The following is a 16844-nucleotide window of genomic DNA, read 5'->3' as shown; positions in this document are numbered from 1 at the left end:
TTGCCAGCATTTCTCAAAGAGTATGAGTTCCACGATTATTCAGGGTGAGACGATCGCGGCAATCGCTACAGCTATCGTTCCTCAACAGGGGAGCGTTGGGATTGTGCGTATGTCGGGAGCTAAAGCACAGGCGATCGCTCAAGGGCCCTTTCGAGGGTAAACTTCAAGGCTTAAGGAAAATCCGCAAGGGACTCTAACGAGTTTTTCGGTATATTTCACCTTCGTTTTGCTGAATCCGTCGTATCACATATTTGTGGGTCATCTTTTTACTAGTTCTGAGCTGATGTAGACACAACAATGCGCTGAAAATTCTTCCCTTGAGGAATGAGCCCTTTTACGCTCTCAAATTCGACTTTAGCCATAGCTCCATTAATGAGCGTGAACTGGGGCGGTGTTTGCCTGAGGGTTGCGAAAGGAATAAGGTCGAGTAGTTCTGTCGCCAGTTCGCCACCCCAAGGAGGGATGATGGCGGCTATGTCGGGATTGTTCAGAAATTCGATGAATTCGTGGGCGCGATCGCTCTTGGGAGCACTTGCGTCTTTGTGTTCGTGGCGCAGACACTGGCCTTCGAGAATTCGGTAGCCTTGAGAGCGTAAATGCTCCAACACTAAATCTAGCCGAGCCTGCAGTGGACCTGGGACACCCGATGATGGAGCCGTAACTGCAATTAAATCCCTTGGTTTTAAGGGTTTGGGAAAGTGAATCATCGGACGGTTTGAGGAATGGTGGCTGCAATATGAACCCACCGAGTCAGATATTTAGAAACAAATGGAGACCAGCGTTTTACAGACTCTGCGTCAGCACTCTGGAGCATGTAGGCCATGTCTATGGCGCGAAGCAATAAACTTAGGCAGAGGGCTTGCTGCATCTCAACTTTTAGAACATGGCTGGGGGCAAAGGTCTGCCAAGTTCGCAAATAGGCTTGGATTAAGTCGCCATTAACAAGTTCACCCACAGACGAGCATTGGTCCCCTACCATCGTTTCTACTAGCGGCAGCAGTGAACAGAAAGGATGAGTAATACAGGCATCACCCCAATCGCAGATGCGAGGGCGATCGCGCTTGATCAACACATTTCCAGTGTGTAAGTCCCCGTGATCTAGAGCAGCGGCATAGGGAGAGGTCGATAGGCCTTGGCACAGCCGTTCCAAGGTAGGCAGGGTGCCGAGTACCTGGTTTTGCAACTCGGTCTCGAACCAGCCATTGGTGTCTCCCGCATCAATCAAGTCCTCGACAAGCTGGGGAAGCTGTTCAAGTCGGCGATCAGGCAGGTTTATGCTCAGTAAATGATCAATGTGGTCTAACGAATGCTGCTGCAACTTTGCATAGCTAGACAAGAGCGGTTTTAGTCGCTGGTGATAGGCTGCCGGTCGAGGCAGATCGCGCCAGGGAATACCGGCATCGGCCATGAGTACCCAACCCCATTCGGGAGAGAGGGCGATGATCTCGGGGGCGATCGCAGCATGATCCGGCAATAGCCACTCCAACAGGGAAACCTCATGCTGGGCATCGGGGCCACAGATTTTGAAATAGCTAATGCCTCGTTCTGACGCAACGCGATAAACCTGCGACCAAGGCCGTAGTTTGACGGCTTCGACGTGCTGAATATCGCCAAATCGAGTCGGCAGGGCATTTTTTATCCAATCCAGCGGTACGGCTTGGGTGAGCAAATCACCCTGATCAGCTGTTGGGTTATTCATCATGTCTCACAACGCTCTAGGGAGTGCCAAGCATTGATATACGCTCCTTCCGTTAAAGTCGGAACGCAATCACTCACGTTAAGCAGAGCGCTATCCGCTGCTAATTGGACGATGGCATTCAAGCGCGGATTCACAGCTTCAATCCGTTGTAGGTAAGCCGTAACGACTTCTTCTGAGGAAATTTTGCGATTGGCGATCGCACGCACCAGGTCAGCAGCAGCAAGGGTTAAGAGTTCATTCATCGCCAGAGACGTACAAATTCCAAACGTCGGGATACTGTTCTCGGAAAGGCAACCAGGTGTCTCGCTCGATATCGGGATCGTTTGAACGAACCACATTCATTGATATTTGTAGGTTCTTCAAAACCGTATCAAACTGACTTTTAGAGCAGCCATATTCCTGGATTATTTCCTTTCGTAAGCCGGTGGTATCCCACGGCTCGACTCGAATTTTCTCGAAAGTATGGGCGGATAGTGGATTCAGCTGATCGACAGGCTTGTAGGCTGACTTGAAGTGTACGTCTCGTAAATAGTCCATCGCCATCAACACAGCAAACCCACCTTTGATCTTTCCATAGAAGATCTCGTTTGGAAACTCTGCCGGCAGACGATTTTTCCAGTCCCATATGGCAGAAACCTTTTCTCCCCAGCCTTTCTCCCCTTCTTGCTTTTCGGGTAGATCGACATGTTCCCACAGGGAGGGTAGCTCCGTCTTGGCACTGTCGTAAATAGTGCAGACCTGTAACTGCTGAACCAACAGCCGGGCTTCTTCAAAGGTTTTAATCATTCGTGCTGACCTTTGCAATACGTCTGCATAGCTGGGGGCGATCGCTGACCCTAATCTTCTACAGAGACAAATGGTGGTTTTTCTGATAACCCGAAGTCGCTCGGCAGGGCAACGTAGATGAGGTGATCAACCCACTGCTCATTTTCATACCAAAAGGCGCGACGAATGCATTCCCGTTGCAAACCCACACTTTCAACTAGGGCAATGGAAGCGCAGTTATCCAAATTAATGGCGGCTTCAATGCGGTGATAATGTAGCTTTTCAAGCCCTGCCTTTACCGCTGCGGCGACGGCTTCTTTGCCAAAACCTTGTCGCCAAAACTGGTTATGAATCACATAGCCCAAATTTGCCCATTGAAAGTCATCTCGCTTAATGGTCGATAAATCGATTTTGCCAAGATGCTGATGCGTTTCTTTGTGAAAAACAACCCAGTAGAGTGCATCGCAGTCATCAGAGGTAGCCGATCGCGTCTCAAAATCCCATGACCCTTTAGGGCTAACGTTTCCAATCACATTCCATCTCAAGGATGTTGAGGGCGGGATTGTAGGGAAGCGATCGCTGGTTTCCCGTTTCGCGAAACCCTAGCTTGCGGTACAGGGAAACAGCCGCTGGGCAATGAGCCGGAGCCCATAATCCTAACGTCGTGAAGTTACGCCCATTAGCCCAAGCCAAGACGGCTTCTAGCAGAGCCCGTCCAATCCCCTGTCGCCGCCAGCGCGAATCGACCCACATGCCACCGATCCGCCCGATACGGAGGCAATCGTGATCGGTCAAACCATACGTTGAACCCTGTACCGTATTATGTTGACAAGCCAAAAACATGATGTGTGAACCGGATTCAGTCACAGTACGAGTCTGCTCTTGCCAGTATTCGAGCGGTCGGAGTTCTGCTTCAGCTAAGGTCTCGCCGAACGAATCAGGGGCATCGCGTAAGGCCCGTAAACGGAGCGATCGGTGCAGCTTAACTTCATGAAATTGCAAGGTTCTGATTTGCATAATAATCGATGCCAAAGCGATTTAATACGATACGCCAGCAAGTCAAATTCAATGCTCACAAGTCACGGTACTCTTGATTGCTATTGAATAGTTTTATGAGCCGAGGGTTGCTATACATGGTGTCGATGTATTTTGTGCAAGCGCGTGAGTGAAATCGTTGATTTCAGCACTTGAGCACAGACGGATAAATCGGATATGGCTCCATTGTGGGTCGATATGACACGCCAGCATTTTTTCTCGCTTGGGCTGGTATTGAGTGACAATCCACCACAGTAGCGAATCTTCTTTGCGCCAGACCATTAACTGCGGCCAGAATTTTTCATAATTGGTTCCCCACAGCAATTCGTTCGTTCGCCAGCGTTTCCACGATCGCCTCAGCATACGCCCAACCAACTGATGAAGCGGTAGGTCAAGCCAGACGATCGTTTCCAGTCGTGGCCAGAATGTCTGTTGAGCAAATTGGGTGTAAGAACCGGCGACGACCCAGCGATCGCCGACGGTCGCTGCTTGCATACGTCGCATCAGCTCATCTGGATCGGTTTCGTTTAGTCCCACCCAATTTGCTTCCCAATTCAACGCATCTAACTCAACAAAAGGTACGTTTAGGAAGGTGGCCAAGTGACTACCCAAAGTGCTCTTACCAGAGCAGCTATTGCCAGTAATTAGAATCCGCTGTCCGAGCGAGTTGTTTTGAACAGCCGGGTCAAGCTCTTTTGTCATTGCAGTTCCTGGTAATACCTATTTTCAATAGCAAAAAAGATGAATTCAAGCGTTTCAGCGACATTTCTGTGATGGATGCTGTTTATGCCCATCGAACGCGCCGCATTCACATTTTCTAGGCTGTCATCAATGAAAACCGCATTTTGAGCTCGACTGTCTGCGACCAATAGCGCCTGTTCAAAGAAGCGGTGTTCAGGTTTAGCTACGCCAATTTGTGCTGAATTAACAACCCCATCAAATGTAGACGTTAAACCTGCTCTTTTTAAGTCGGAGTCAAGGCGTGATGTTGCGTTTGTCGCCAATACTAGCCGACAAGTTGATGCCAGTTCCTGTAAGCCTTGAAGGAAGTTGAAATCGATTTTCCAGCTTGCTGTATGCCAAGCCACAATCAGTTGACTGGCAATGTTGTTGCCGTACAAATGAGCAAGCTTAGAATGGACGTGTTCACTCCATTTCTCGTGACTAATGGCGCCCGTAATGGCAGGAGACAACAACTCTTGAGAAAATGCCCACGAAAATAAGGTGCCATTGTCCAATCCCAGCCTCGTTTCCGCATCTTTGATTTCTGTACCTGACCAATGTCGCAGCACGCCGTCAAAGTCGATTAAAACGGTGTCTTTCAATCAGCACCTCCATTGCACGTACCTGTTCGCTTGAGAAGTTGCCAAAATCCTCACAGCGTAATAAGAGCTTTTAATGTTGTGCAGCTTGTTCCGCCTACAGGGGGGCAACACATCTTTTCGCAAGATTAAAATAATTTTTCTCAGCCCACTGGACTAAACCTATCCACAGCGTTTCGAGCGTTTCTGCGATCGCATCAAAGTCGCTAAAATTACTCTGCATCACGATTTGACAGAGTTGTTCATGGCCATCGGGTCGATTCTTAAACTCTAGGGATTCTGACAATATTACGGATCTAGTCGAATAGCACTTTTTGTGAGCGAGGCCGATCGCGAGTGCACTTTGTTGGGCAATTTCACAGGCCAACGTCGGTAGATAATCGGTGTTGCTTTCCAGAAGCGCGTTCCGTAACTTACAAATTGCTTCAAAAATATTCCCCACGATGATCTCCTGGATGGCTGCCGTAAAGTCCTCTTGAGAGGGCGATCGCAAGGTGTCTTTCAGCCTGACGAAAAACTCATCGTCGCCATAAAGCGGTTTCAGATCAAAATAAGCTCCGTGGGTGATGGCCCAGTCTTCATCGACCGTGGCCGCTTCGCTGAGGATGACATCCTCACTCTCAAAGTTCACCTCGATTTTGCTTCCCTTTTCAACCCACTCCTGGGAGTAATCTTCTCCCTGGGTACTGAGCACACACTTCATTTCAATATCGGAATACAACTGGTCGGTGCCACGGGCCAACGAACCGTATAAGCCAATGGCGAGAACTTGCTCACCCCGCACAGCCAGTATTCGCTGCACCAGTTGCTTAGCGAGTTGAGCGCGATCGCTGTGCGGCAATGGTTTCGGGTCTAAAAACATGCCTTTTCTAAATTCCTCTAACCAACTCTTTGAGTTAATTTGCTTTACGCCTGAATTCATGGCGTTCTCCGCCATTTACGGAAACGACGCCCGTGTGGAGAACGCCCAACTTCACTAAAAGCGATGCGGATGGATGGTTGTCAAGGTGAGTGCGGGCAATCAGCTCGCGAGATCTCAACGCTGAAAAGGCATAGTGGCAAACGGCAGCGATCGCTTCGGCGGCAAATCCTTGACGCCGCCACTAGTGACAAATAGCGTATGACAAAGCTGGCGTTGGTTAGTTGCGATCATGCAACGCCACATAGCCAACGAAACGTTCTGCGTACTCTAGCGCCCAATAGATCGCGCTGCCCTGAACGAAAAGAGCCTGGTTTCGGCAAATGCGATCATGAATCTGAGCGGCACTGATGGGTCCGGAGTCGGTGATGTAGGGATACGCCGTCTCGTCGGACAAGAGTTTTCTGTAGGCTTCGGCGTCTGCGGGTGCGATCGCCCGTAGAATTAGCCGGGATGTTTCTAAGCGTGGAAAGTTGCTTGCATTTTGCATTACAAGTATCCTAGCCACCTAATGTTCTTGGTCAGCGGCTACAGCTTTCTTGACAAGATCACCAGTGGTTTCAATCACCCTGCTGCGCCAAGGCTGCTATGGTGACGGCAACCGATCATTTGGTTCTGGTTCAGTGTTAGCGACTTTAGCTAATACTGCCTCATAATTTGACCGATTTCCCTGACTAGCACGTGCTTGTAAGTATCTTTCAGTGGTTAATGCCGAAATCTTCTCAGCAACTGCAAGCGCAATAAATTGGTCTAATGAAATCTCATCCTGCTCAGCGAGCTTCTGCAGACTCTCATAAAGTGAGTCAGGCAATTGGATGCTTAATTCACTCATGGCAATGCTCCGATAGATTTCAAGAATGCCGCAGGGGTAGCAGTACTAACGCCAAATCGCTCGATGCCCGTAAAATCGCGAGTATTATATGTCACTACGGTATCACACCCGGCTTTGACAGCTAATTCCAAAACCATGTCATCTTTGAAATCCCTCAAATAAGGTCGCCACAGGAAGAAAATTTGATGATGGGTCGCAACTGCACAGTGGAAGCTAATAAAGTCCTGAATGTCGGTAGCGTCAATATTTAGGTTTGGAAGTTCTCGGAGCAATACATCTTCGTACTCTAAAACCAGAGGGACAGAAAGATGAATGCCGAATTGCGCACTACCAACCAGGCTTAACAGCCGGAAAGCACTTCCGTTTCTAGATCTCAACCCAGCCACAATCACATCTGTATCAATTACAATCTGCGGAATGGACATGTGGTGTATCCGTTGAGGATAATTTATTGTCCATCTGCCCGCATTATCGTATTGAACCGTTGTCAATTCTTAGCAACTGTGCATGCTTATCAAGAATGACTCGATCAGTGAACGGCAGGTTTTTCATACCGAAAGATATCCCGCCATTTTCTAAATAGGCCAACCGGGCTGACGTAATGTCGTAAGGGTCGTGCTGCGGCACCAGTATGAGATGGGCGTGGGGCACCCCATATCCATGGACGATCATTCCTACACGCTGGGGCTTAAAGACTTCTCGGATTCGTCGTCCAATATGCTGTGCAACCAAAATGATCCGTTGCGAAGTCTCGTCGTCGATGTCCGTGAAATGGTCGATGTGCCGCTTCGGGATAACCATGCATTCGCCCGGTCTGATCGGGCGGATACCCATGAAAGCTATAAGCCTATCGTCCTCAAAGATGACGCTGGCAGGTTCGCTGCCAGCAACAATTCTGCAAAATACACAGTTTGACAAGTCGTTCATTGCTTTCATCTAATCTGGCAAACGCTAAATGTCAGTGGCACCGCGTAGAGGTGTCTACTGCACCGCCCTGTTATTTCTCGTGATCTTTTTACTCCAGATCAACTGGTGTTCATCATCCTAAAATTAGAGTTGAGCTTGCTTGTCGCCGCTCAACTCTACAGGAGAAAGTTTTGCCTGCCGCTCCAACGCAGTGTTAGGCGAGTCAGTTACAACAGTCTAAATCTGGTGCTTTTCTGCCCAGTTTTTAAGCTCTTCCAGGAAACTCAACGCTGTCTTGCCAAACTCGGTGATTTCGTAGGTGACTGCAATTGGGCGATCGCTCAACACCTTTCTTCTAATTAATCCCGCTTCCTCCATTTCGCGGAGTCGCTGCACCACCATCTTCTTGCTGGCTCCCCCTAACTGCCGTGCTAAATCGTTAAAGCGTACCGGGCCATTCTTTAGGTGCCAGAGAATCGACCCCTTCCATTTTCCACCTAAGACTCTCATACCGCGTTCAATCGGACAAGGTTCCAGGCAAGGCTCTGAGACGTGTTTACGGCCTTGAGTATCGGTCGTGATTCCTAAAGAAGTGCCCATAGGATGCGTGGTTACTAAAAGTAAACTGGTTGACTCTAGTTACTTGTCTGATTATGTTAAATCACGTCAGCAGCAAATGTCAGGAATTCCGGCTCTTGTCAGTCCATTTGCAGCTATGTGTACCGTTTAAGTTTGGTGTCATCGTTCGCTAGAGAAATCCCTATGCCTATTGCCGATATCCATCTCTACACGGCTTCTACGATGAATGGCTGGAAGCCTATTATCTTTCTCGAAGAAGCCGCGATCAAATACGAACTGACCTATATCGACTTTGGCAAAAAAGAACAGAAGTCGGAGTGGTATATGCGGCTTAATCCCAATGGTCGTATTCCGACGATTGTTGATCGCGGCAACGATGATTTTGTGGTCTTTGAGTCAGGAGCGATTCTTTGGTATTTGGCGGAGAAATACCAGAAGTTTCTTCCGGTTGGTGAAAAAGCGCGATCGGAAGCACTGCAATGGTTAATGTTCCAGATATCCGGCGTTGGCCCCATGATGGGCCAAGCCATGTACTTTCAGCGCATCGCAGCTCCTAAGGGTAATGAAAATCCCTACGCCGTTGATCGCTATGTGACCGAGTCTCGACGACTGTTGGAGGTGCTCGATAAGCAACTTGCAGGCAAAGCTTATTTGTTAGGAGATGACTTCACCATTGTAGATATTGCGACGTATCCCTGGGCTCGGTCTTATCCTTGGGCCAAGGTCTCGGTAGAGGGTTTAGACAACTTAAAAGCCTGGTTTGATCGCATTGATGCTCGCTCCGCAACCCAAAAGGCTGTCACCATTCCAAAACCTTTTCCGGCATTCTTTGGCAAAGGCGATGAAGCCACCTCCGAAGCAGAAAATGCTTCTCGTTTTTAACCTGAGGCTGCAACCTTACCTTGCCCAAACAACTCACTCTTCAAGGAGAATTCTGTTGTGAAGAATATTTTTATCATCAATGCTCATGAAGCCTATCCTTTCTCGGAAGGAAAGCTCAATGCCACATTGGTCGAGAAGGCCAAAACCAATCTGATCCAAAAAGGCTATGACGTCAGAATCACTATGATGAAAGATGATTATGGCGTCGAACAGGAGTTAAAGAAACATCAATGGGCTGATGCGTTGATTCTGCAAAGCCCAGTGAATTGGATGGAAGTACCCTGGAGCTTCAAGCGTTATATGGACACCGTTTACTCTGCTGGTATGGGTGGACAGCTTTGTGATGGTGATGGTAGAAGCCGCCAAGACCCGAGTCAGCAATATGGCACTGGGGGCACATTGACGGATACCAAATACATGCTCTCCCTCACCTTGAATGCCCCCCAACAAGCTTTTAACGATCCAAATCAGTGGTTTTTTGAAGGTAAGGGGTTAGACGATTTGTTTTGGCCGATGCATTTAAACTTTAAGTTCTTTGGCATGCAACCAATAGCAACCTTTGCCTGTTTTGACGTGATGAAAAACCCCGATATTGAGAACGATTTTATTCGATTTGAAGCTCATCTGAATCAGCACTTTAAGCGGCTGCCATCCAATTACCTTTAGTGGGGCATTCATGAGATCCATCTGCATGCGGGTGTACACCGGGGTAAATCCTTGTTTGCTGTAAAAGCGCATAGCGGCTGCATTCTGGTTCCATACTTGAATTTGCGCCGATTCCAGACCACAAGCCTGCATCCAAGCCACAGCAGCGTTAAACAGTTTCAGGCCAGCGCCTTGGCCTCGGTAGTCATTTGCCACGGCCACATCGACGAGTCCATACCGCTGCGGTACATACATCGGCAAGGAGCTGTAGGACTTTTCCGCGACAGACACAAACCCAATGATGAAATCATGTGATGTGGCCGCCCAGCAAGTGCGATCATCGGTTTGAATCCCATCGGCGATCGCATCATCACTCCGGATGTCACTCTCAACAGGTTGGAAGATATGCGCCAGTAAATTGACATGGTGGCGATTGAGGTCTCTGCAAAGTGCCTGGATTCCTAAATGTCAGTAATTGTTGCTTCGCGTATCTGGATCATGATTTCCTCCCTGCCCTCCGATCATCCCGGTTGTCGAGGAATTAGTGATTTCTCCATCAATGCACAGGGCATTTCCCTTCCGGATCTTAGCTTGTGGGCATCCTGTTTAATGAGGATGAAACCGCAGGCCGAATAGAAAGGCACCGCGTTTAAAGATGCATGCAATTGCAAATGACCTACGTTCAACTTCTGGGCTTGCTGAATAAGTTGCTCAAGTAACTGACGACCTATCCCCCGCTTGCCGTAATCAGGATGCACATAAACCCCGGTGACTTCTTGCTTGTTGGGCATCAGGCTGCTAAAGCCAACCACTCGATCATCCACGAGCGCAACATAGAGGGTTTCGTCATCACTGACAATGGCGTTCCGGAATCCCTGAACCCGACTTTTGCTGAAACTCTGGGCCCAATCCTCTAAAATTTCCGGTGAATAGGCTGGCGCTGCAGCTAATGTGATAGCTGCCAGACGACAACGAACCATCGCTTCGGCATCTTTTGGTGTAGCTAGACGGATATGAATCATAACGTTCAAGTTATGGCGAAACCCGATAGCGATCGCGGGGATACAACGTCGCCTGCCGGACATTCGCCAGGTGCAAAACCTTAGTCGTCAGACGTTCCAGCCCAATGGCTAAGCCCCCGTGGGGCGGCATGCCCAGGTCAAAGGCTTGCAGATGCGCCTCGAATAAACCCGGTTCAATGCCCCGCTGGGTCAGAGCTTGTTCTAGATCCTGGCGGCGGTGCAAACGTCGGCCCCCGGTGGTAATTTCGATCCCCTCAAATAGGAGGTCAAAGCTTTCTGAGGCTCCATCTTTACCACGGGGATGGGTATAGAACGGTCGGCCCGATAAGGGAAACCCCAGGACAAACACTGCCGGAACGCCAGTTTCTTTTGCCGCCAATTCACACAACTGCCGTTCTGCTGCCGGGTCGAGGTCATCCACCAGGTCGGTGCGACCAAAGTGGTGTTGCAGTCGCTCCAGGCACTCCTCAAATTCCCAGGTGGACACCTGCAACATAGAAGGCAGGGGAGTCTGACGATAGCGTTTGAGCTGGTCGGCCTGCTCGCGGTTGAGGCATTCAAACACGTAGGTCAGCAGTTCCCGCTCTAACTGGATGACTTCCTCCGGCCCATCGATGAAGCCCATCTCTAAATCCAGGGAATAGTATTCGGTCAGATGGCGGCTACTGGCGTGGGGCTCGGCTCGATAAACGTGGCCAGTCTCAAAGACTCGCTCTAGTCCGACAACACCATATTCTTTATAAAACTGGGGACTCTGGGCCAAGTACATCGATCGCTCAAAGTATTTGACTTCAAACAGATTTGTACCGCCTTCTGTACCGCTGGCGATCAGTTTGGAGGTGACAATTTCGGTGAAGTGTTGCGATCTCAACCATTGGCGAAAGTAATGCAAAATCGCTGCCTGAATTTGGAAGATATCCCCCACTGCCTCATTGCGAAGAGCCAGAGGCCGATAATTCAACAGGGTTTCTGAGCCAATATTGGCAATATCTGAGCTGGCACTAAAGGGTAGGGGATGCGCGACTGAGTTGAGCACAGAAACTTCCAGCACATCCACCTCAAATCCCGTCTGCGCCCGTTCATCGGCTCGCACTTTTCCTTTAATTTCGACCGGTTCATCCAGCTTCAGGCTGACAGCTCGTAAGGCAGCCGAGTCAGCCACACACTGAATCTCTCCGGTGCAGTCTCTCACCACAATAAAGGTAGTTTTTGACAGTTCTCGGAGGCGATAAATCCAGCCCCGAATTAGGACTGGCTCTGTCAGAGTGGGTTCAAGCGCATTAATCAGAATTCGTTGGGTACTTGCCATGAGCTGGGCCTGGAAAACAGTAGTAACCCCTCAACTTGCAGGGATTATGTACTGCTGGAACCCAAACGAGGGTGGTGCCATCCAGCTTCTACACTCCAAAGTTGCATATGCCAATCATCCACTTCAGGAGCGTAGCACTCACTTAATGCCTGTCGGGGCAGCACCGTTTCGCCTTACTAATGCCCATCCGTTCGGAAAATTTCCCAAATCGAGATCCCAGGTTCAGGCAAACCTCTCCAAGGGGTCTATCCTCTTCAACGAGTTGTGCCGATTCTAACAAAGCTCTAATCAAAAAAAAGTACCCTAATGGGGTAGGATTGAGGGCCTATTTTTTGCTGCATTGGGATCACAAAAATCTATAGCTCTAGCGCCATCTCAAATTTTTGAAGGTGCTCTCTTGATGGAGGCAAGTGACCGGCTACACCAGTGCGTTGGAAACCTTTGCGCATATAAAGCGCGATCGCAGCACCGTTCGATCTACTGACCTGAAAGTGTTGGGTAACAAGTTGGCACGGTAAAGATCATTGCATGAAATGAAGTCACCTGAATTAAACCTGTTCGCCAATTTGCCAACGGCCTCTCAAAGCATGGAAACGTATCTATGACTGTCTCGGCAAGACCGACTACTGCAGAACTCCCGCTGCTAGAGACCAAGCTCTATCGCCCCAAATGGTCTGCTGCTCGGGTCTCACGCCCGAGGCTGATTGGGCGCATCTACCCCCAGCGCAAATTAACTCTGATTTCTGCCCCAGCCGGATTTGGTAAAACGACGTTGCTAGCAGAATGGGTAGCCGCCGGATTGACAAGATCCGTTGCCTGGGTTTCTTTAGATCAAACCGACAACGATCCGGCTGTTTTCTGGGCCTACTTCATTACCGCGCTGCAAAACGTTCAACCTGGCCTTGGTGAGCGATCGCTCTCGTTACTGCAATCACCGCAACCACCGCCCATTGAGTCAGTCTTGATGACGTTGCTTAATGAACTGACTACCGTCGAAGAAGATGTTGTGCTAATCCTGGATGATTACCATGTGATCGTGACCCCGGCGATTCATAACGGGCTCGGCTTTTTGCTGAGCCACTTGCCGTCCGAAATGCATCTGGTTATTGCCAGTCGTGCTGACCCACCCTTGGCCCTAGCGCGTTTACGATCTCACGGAGAATTAACCGAACTCAGAGCGATTGACCTGCGGTTTACACCGGATGAAGCGGCAGCTTTTCTGAACCAGGTGATGGGGCTAGAGATCTCGGCAGCAGAAGTTTCCGCCTTAGAGCAGCGAACCGAAGGCTGGATTGCCGGTCTCCAACTGGCGGCGCTATCGCTACAGGGGCGTGAGAATGTCACTGATTTTGTGGCGGCGTTTTCGGGAGACGATCGCTACATTGTGGACTATCTGTTGGAAGAGGTCTTGCAGCGGCAGAGCGATCGTGTCCGTCACTTTTTGCTGCAAACCGCCGTTTTGGACCGCTTGAGCGGTGCGCTATGTGATGCCGTAACCGACCAGACCGACGGGCAGATAATGCTGGAAACGCTAGAGCGTAGCAACCTGTTTATCGTTCCATTGGATAACAAGCGCCAATGGTACCGTTACCACCACCTGTTTGCCGATGTGCTGCTGGCCCATGCTCGCACAGAATGGCCGGAACGCCTGCCTCAGCTACACGAACGCGCCAGCGCATGGTACGAGCAGCATGACCTGCTCTCTGAGGCAATTCGCCATGCTCTGGCTGCCCAGAATTTTGTGCGAGCGGCAGATCTGATCGAGCCGGTGTGGCCCACGATGCGCAATCGTCAGCAGGAAGCCACGGTGCGGAGCTGGCTGAAGCTGTTCCCTGACTCGCTGATTCGGGCTCGACCGATTCTGAGTGTGGCCTATGCGCTGGTGCTGCTGAACGCGGGTCAGCCAGAGGGGATTGAAACGTATTTACAAGATGCCGAACGCGAATTGGCGCGATTAACGCAGGCCGGGAGTCCAACAGCGCAGCGGGCAAATGAAGTGCAATATCGGTTCTTGCCCGCTTCTATTGCGAATGCCCGGGCCTATCGAGCCCAAGCGCTGGGTGACTTTGCCAGCACCATCGCCCATGCCCAGCAAGCGATGACGCTGTTACCCACCGATGAGGGGTATGAACGGGGCACAACCGCTGCCTTCCTCGGTTTGGCTTACTGGTCTAGTGGCGATGTCGCAGCCGCACACCGCTCCTTCGCCGAGGGATTAAGCGTATTTCAAAAGCTAGGCGGTACTCAGATTGTCATCGCGGCCACCCCAATCCTCGCGCAGATGGGGACGGCTCAAGGGCGGTTACGGGTCACCGCTGACACTTGTGAGCAGACTTTACAACTGGCCGAGCAGCAGTGCGGGCCGATGCTGCAAGGGACGGCAGAGCTGCATTTAGCATTGAGTGGGATCCGCTATGAACAGGGAGATTTGGCGGCTGCTAGCCAGCTCCTGCAAACGGGGGAAGCCCTACGTGAGCAGGTTGCGATATCGGCAGCGGCCTATCTGTGGTGGCTAGTCAAGGCTCAAATCACAGCGGCTCAGGGAGACTTAGACGCAGCCTTTGAGCAGCTTCATGAAGCTGCTCGGCTGTATCGGCGATCGCCCGTGCCGAATGTGCGCCCGGTTGCGGCGCTAAAGGTGCGGTTGTGGTTGCGACAGGGGAGGCTGGCGGAAGCGCTGGAATGGTTGCAGGAGTCCGATTTGTCGGTAGATGATGAGCCGAGCTATCTGCGGGAATACGAACACTTAACCCTGGCCAGAGTGGCGATCGCACAGCACCGAAGTAATGGCACAGACGAGGCGATTCATCCGGTTATCAGCCTCCTGACTCGACTGCTGGCCGCCGCCGAAGCCCGAGAGCGCACGGGCAGCCTGATCAAAATTCTGGTGGTTCTGGCTCTGGCCAAGGAGGCTCTAGGTGATGTGGCAGCGGCGATTTCCTCACTAGAACGCGCCCTAACCCTGGCCGAACCAGAGGGCTATGTGCGGGTCTTTGCCGAACACGAAACCCCGATGGCACGACTGCTTCAACAGGCCCTGACGCGCGGCATCACCCCCACCTACACCCAGCGACTCTTGACCGCTTTAGAAACCTGGGGACAGAAACCCACTCTCCCTTACTCCCCAACTCCCTACACCCTCACTCCCACTTCCCTCATTGAACCCCTCAGCCAGCGAGAACTCGAAGTACTCCGACTGCTCACTACCGAACTCACTGGTCCCGAAATTGCCCGCGAGCTAGTCGTGGCCCTAAGTACCGTGCGCACACATACCAAGCGGATTTACAGCAAGCTCAACGTCACCAATCGCCGGGCTGCCGTGAAACGAGCCGCAGAGCTAGAGTTGATTTAGGCGTCCATCCCCACAATGCCCTTCCATAATCGTGGTTAGAGAGGGCGATCGCCCAAACGCACTTTGATAATCCTCAGCATTGGGGATTGATTATCCTGAACACGTCTACCTAATCAACCAAGGGGAGTTATGTGGAATCATTCTCTCTAAATTAATAGTTAGAGCGCAGAGGAGAAAATATGACTGACCTGAGTCCGAAGGCGGTAGTACAAGCATTCGTTGACGCGTTTAACTCTGCGGATGTAGAAACCCTGGTATCCCTGTATGCTGAGGATGCCGTCAACCATCAGGTTGCGGAAGCACCCGTAAATGGGCGTAGCGCCATCCAAGACATGTTCGCGAAAGAATTTGCTGCAGCTCAAATGACCTGTATCCCCGAAAATCTATTCGAGGATGGCCAATGGGCGATTCTTGAGTGGCGCGATCCCTTGGGCTTGCGAGGATGCGGATTTTTCCACATTGTTGACGGCAAAATTAGTTTTCAGAGAGGGTATTGGGACAAACTTAGTTTCCTGAGGCAACACGGGCTTCCGTTACCGACGGAGTAGAGCTCTAACAATGTAATGGAACTGGCTTGCCTATTGGTAGGCAGCTCATTGCCGCCGCTAGAAAGTGGAATTTTCTCCTGGGTACGATAGGCTTTCGGCGTTATTCCTGTCAGTTGCCGAAATTTCGACCCAAATGGCTGTGGCTGTAAAAACCCACTCCAGGGCGATCGCCCCAACGCCACCCTGATAATTCTCAGCATTTGGGAGGATGACTATACTGGATTCGTCAACCTAATTACCCATATCCGGGTATTAAGCTGACGTGACTCCACATATCTGCCCAAAACAGGATCTTAGGCGGACATATTTCCACCTATTTACCCGTATAGGGATCTTAGAGGGAAAGTTTCCCTCTAATTAATAGTTAGCGGATTTGAATCGCAAAAAATGACACTACTTAGAAATAGAATCAAAAAAACAGTTCATCTAATTTCTGAAGCAATGAAGAATAATTTGTGTGTTCTTGTCGCGGTTGATGGGCATGGTGGTACGGGGAAATCTACGATCGCTGGGAAATTGGCAGATGAACTTTCTGGTCAAGTTGTTCATCACGACGACTTTTATAGAGTGATGGAATCGAATGCTAGGTTTGAACTAAATGCCGAGGAAGGTGCTAGAAAGTATTTCGATTGGCAACGACTTCGCAGAGATGTTTTAGAACCATTGACAAACGGAGAGAACGCGAGATATCGAAAATACAATTGGGAAAAAAATGAACTCGGCTCGGAAGTTATGGTGCGTCCGTTGGGAATTGTCATTATTGAAGGTGTTTATTCTTTTCGCCCTGAATTGAAACAGTATTACGACATTGGAATACTCGTTGATTGTCCTCGGTCGATTAGAATGAATCGACTATCCACTCGAGGCGATGAACCAGAGTGGACAGAGAAATGGGATGATGCGGAACAGTGGTACTTTTCACATGAGTTTCCCGATGGTGAAATTTCAATTACAGTCGATGGATTTTGAAAAATTCCGATAACAAGCGTTTGCAGAGGACAAGAAATGGCGCCCAGCCATTTCTTGTCC

Annotated in this window: 20 protein-coding genes and 2 pseudogenes; 5 read left to right on the top strand and 17 right to left on the bottom strand. The window is 50.2% G+C overall.

The genetic code is table 11. From position 1 onward, the window contains the following. Positions 1-269 precede the first annotated feature (269 nt). From PN498_RS10040 to PN498_RS09975, 14 genes and pseudogenes are all read right to left on the bottom strand, one after another. Positions 270-707 carry an LD-carboxypeptidase gene (locus tag PN498_RS10040; RefSeq protein ID WP_272062605.1) on the bottom strand — a complete coding sequence of 146 codons (438 nt, stop codon included), beginning with the start codon at positions 705-707 and terminating at the stop codon, positions 270-272. Then, on the bottom strand, positions 704-1702 hold the full coding sequence (locus PN498_RS10035) for a phosphotransferase (RefSeq protein WP_272062604.1): 999 nt from the start codon (positions 1700-1702) through the stop codon (positions 704-706). Before PN498_RS10035 ends, PN498_RS10040 begins: the two co-directional genes overlap by 4 nt. After that, positions 1699-1941, bottom strand: a complete 243-nt coding sequence (locus tag PN498_RS10030) for a hypothetical protein (RefSeq protein ID WP_272062603.1) — start codon at positions 1939-1941, stop codon at positions 1699-1701. The genes PN498_RS10035 and PN498_RS10030 overlap by 4 nt, the downstream gene beginning before the upstream one ends. Next, positions 1934-2485, bottom strand: coding sequence for an AlkZ-related protein (locus tag PN498_RS10025; protein ID WP_272062602.1), 552 nt, complete (start codon positions 2483-2485; stop codon positions 1934-1936). Before PN498_RS10025 ends, PN498_RS10030 begins: the two co-directional genes overlap by 8 nt. A gap of 50 nt (positions 2486-2535) precedes the next feature. Continuing rightward, complete coding sequence (locus PN498_RS10020) at positions 2536-2997, bottom strand: GNAT family N-acetyltransferase (protein WP_272062601.1); 462 nt, start codon at positions 2995-2997, stop codon at positions 2536-2538. Beyond that, positions 2981-3481 (bottom strand): GNAT family N-acetyltransferase, encoded by a 501-nt coding sequence (locus tag PN498_RS10015; protein ID WP_272062600.1) that lies wholly within the window; start codon positions 3479-3481, stop codon positions 2981-2983. Before PN498_RS10015 ends, PN498_RS10020 begins: the two co-directional genes overlap by 17 nt. A 93-nt stretch (positions 3482-3574) precedes the next feature. After that, positions 3575-4201: a hypothetical protein gene (locus PN498_RS10010; RefSeq protein ID WP_272062599.1), complete on the bottom strand. Its 627-nt coding sequence runs from the start codon at positions 4199-4201 to the stop codon at positions 3575-3577. Next, the gene (locus PN498_RS10005; protein ID WP_272062598.1) at positions 4198-4824 is read right to left on the bottom strand and encodes an HAD family hydrolase; all 627 of its coding nucleotides are present in this window, start codon (positions 4822-4824) and stop codon (positions 4198-4200) included. Before PN498_RS10005 ends, PN498_RS10010 begins: the two co-directional genes overlap by 4 nt. A 94-nt stretch (positions 4825-4918) precedes the next feature. Continuing rightward, positions 4919-5743, bottom strand: coding sequence for a kanamycin nucleotidyltransferase C-terminal domain-containing protein (locus PN498_RS10000; protein WP_272062597.1), 825 nt, complete (start codon positions 5741-5743; stop codon positions 4919-4921). Continuing rightward, positions 5718-6230, bottom strand: a pseudogene (locus PN498_RS28485) (GNAT family N-acetyltransferase). Before PN498_RS28485 ends, PN498_RS10000 begins: the two are co-directional and overlap by 26 nt. Positions 6231-6326: 96 nt before the next feature. Then, entirely contained in the window at positions 6327-6572 is a 246-nt protein-coding gene (locus tag PN498_RS09990) for a toxin-antitoxin system HicB family antitoxin (RefSeq protein WP_272062595.1), read from the bottom strand. Continuing rightward, positions 6569-6997, bottom strand: coding sequence for a putative toxin-antitoxin system toxin component, PIN family (locus PN498_RS09985; RefSeq protein WP_272062594.1), 429 nt, complete (start codon positions 6995-6997; stop codon positions 6569-6571). Before PN498_RS09985 ends, PN498_RS09990 begins: the two co-directional genes overlap by 4 nt. Positions 6998-7040: 43 nt before the next feature. Beyond that, positions 7041-7499 (bottom strand): HIT family protein, encoded by a 459-nt coding sequence (locus PN498_RS09980; protein WP_272062593.1) that lies wholly within the window; start codon positions 7497-7499, stop codon positions 7041-7043. A 216-nt stretch (positions 7500-7715) separates the two neighbouring features. Then, positions 7716-8078, bottom strand: coding sequence for a winged helix-turn-helix transcriptional regulator (locus PN498_RS09975; protein ID WP_272062592.1), 363 nt, complete (start codon positions 8076-8078; stop codon positions 7716-7718). Positions 8079-8240: 162 nt separating this feature from the next. Here PN498_RS09975 and PN498_RS09970 point away from each other — a divergent pair, with 162 nt between their 5' ends. Further along, positions 8241-8939 carry a glutathione S-transferase family protein gene (locus tag PN498_RS09970; protein ID WP_272062591.1) on the top strand — a complete coding sequence of 233 codons (699 nt, stop codon included), beginning with the start codon at positions 8241-8243 and terminating at the stop codon, positions 8937-8939. Between the two features lie 57 nt (positions 8940-8996). Further along, positions 8997-9605: an NAD(P)H-dependent oxidoreductase gene (locus PN498_RS09965; RefSeq protein WP_272062590.1), complete on the top strand. Its 609-nt coding sequence runs from the start codon at positions 8997-8999 to the stop codon at positions 9603-9605. A gap of 33 nt (positions 9606-9638) precedes the next feature. On the opposite strand, the pseudogene PN498_RS28580 reads toward PN498_RS09965, so the two are convergent. The 3 genes and pseudogenes from PN498_RS28580 to aspS all read right to left on the bottom strand — a co-directional run. Further along, positions 9639-9989 (bottom strand): annotated as a pseudogene (locus tag PN498_RS28580) (GNAT family N-acetyltransferase); the annotation flags it as partial. 116 nt (positions 9990-10105) lie between these two features. Beyond that, positions 10106-10606 carry a GNAT family N-acetyltransferase gene (locus tag PN498_RS09960; RefSeq protein ID WP_272062588.1) on the bottom strand — a complete coding sequence of 167 codons (501 nt, stop codon included), beginning with the start codon at positions 10604-10606 and terminating at the stop codon, positions 10106-10108. A gap of 10 nt (positions 10607-10616) precedes the next feature. Then, the gene (aspS, locus tag PN498_RS09955; protein WP_272062587.1) at positions 10617-11915 is read right to left on the bottom strand and encodes an aspartate--tRNA(Asn) ligase; all 1299 of its coding nucleotides are present in this window, start codon (positions 11913-11915) and stop codon (positions 10617-10619) included. Between the two features lie 601 nt (positions 11916-12516). Here aspS and PN498_RS09950 point away from each other — a divergent pair. The 3 genes from PN498_RS09950 (at position 12517) to PN498_RS09940 (ending at position 16784) form a co-directional block, all read left to right on the top strand. Further along, positions 12517-15267, top strand: a complete 2751-nt coding sequence (locus PN498_RS09950; protein WP_272062586.1) for a LuxR C-terminal-related transcriptional regulator — start codon at positions 12517-12519, stop codon at positions 15265-15267. 179 nt (positions 15268-15446) lie between these two features. Next, complete coding sequence (locus tag PN498_RS09945; protein WP_272062585.1) at positions 15447-15815, top strand: nuclear transport factor 2 family protein; 369 nt, start codon at positions 15447-15449, stop codon at positions 15813-15815. A 387-nt stretch (positions 15816-16202) separates the two neighbouring features. Further along, positions 16203-16784 carry a uridine kinase family protein gene (locus PN498_RS09940; RefSeq protein WP_272062584.1) on the top strand — a complete coding sequence of 194 codons (582 nt, stop codon included), beginning with the start codon at positions 16203-16205 and terminating at the stop codon, positions 16782-16784. Positions 16785-16844 lie beyond the last annotated feature (60 nt).

It is taken from the genome of Oscillatoria sp. CS-180, assembly GCF_028330965.1.
In the GTDB taxonomy this organism is placed as follows: Bacteria; Cyanobacteriota; Cyanobacteriia; order Phormidesmidales; family Phormidesmidaceae; genus Halomicronema.
Note: the sequence above shows the minus strand (reverse complement) of the source record. Positions and strands in the feature narration are given on the sequence as shown.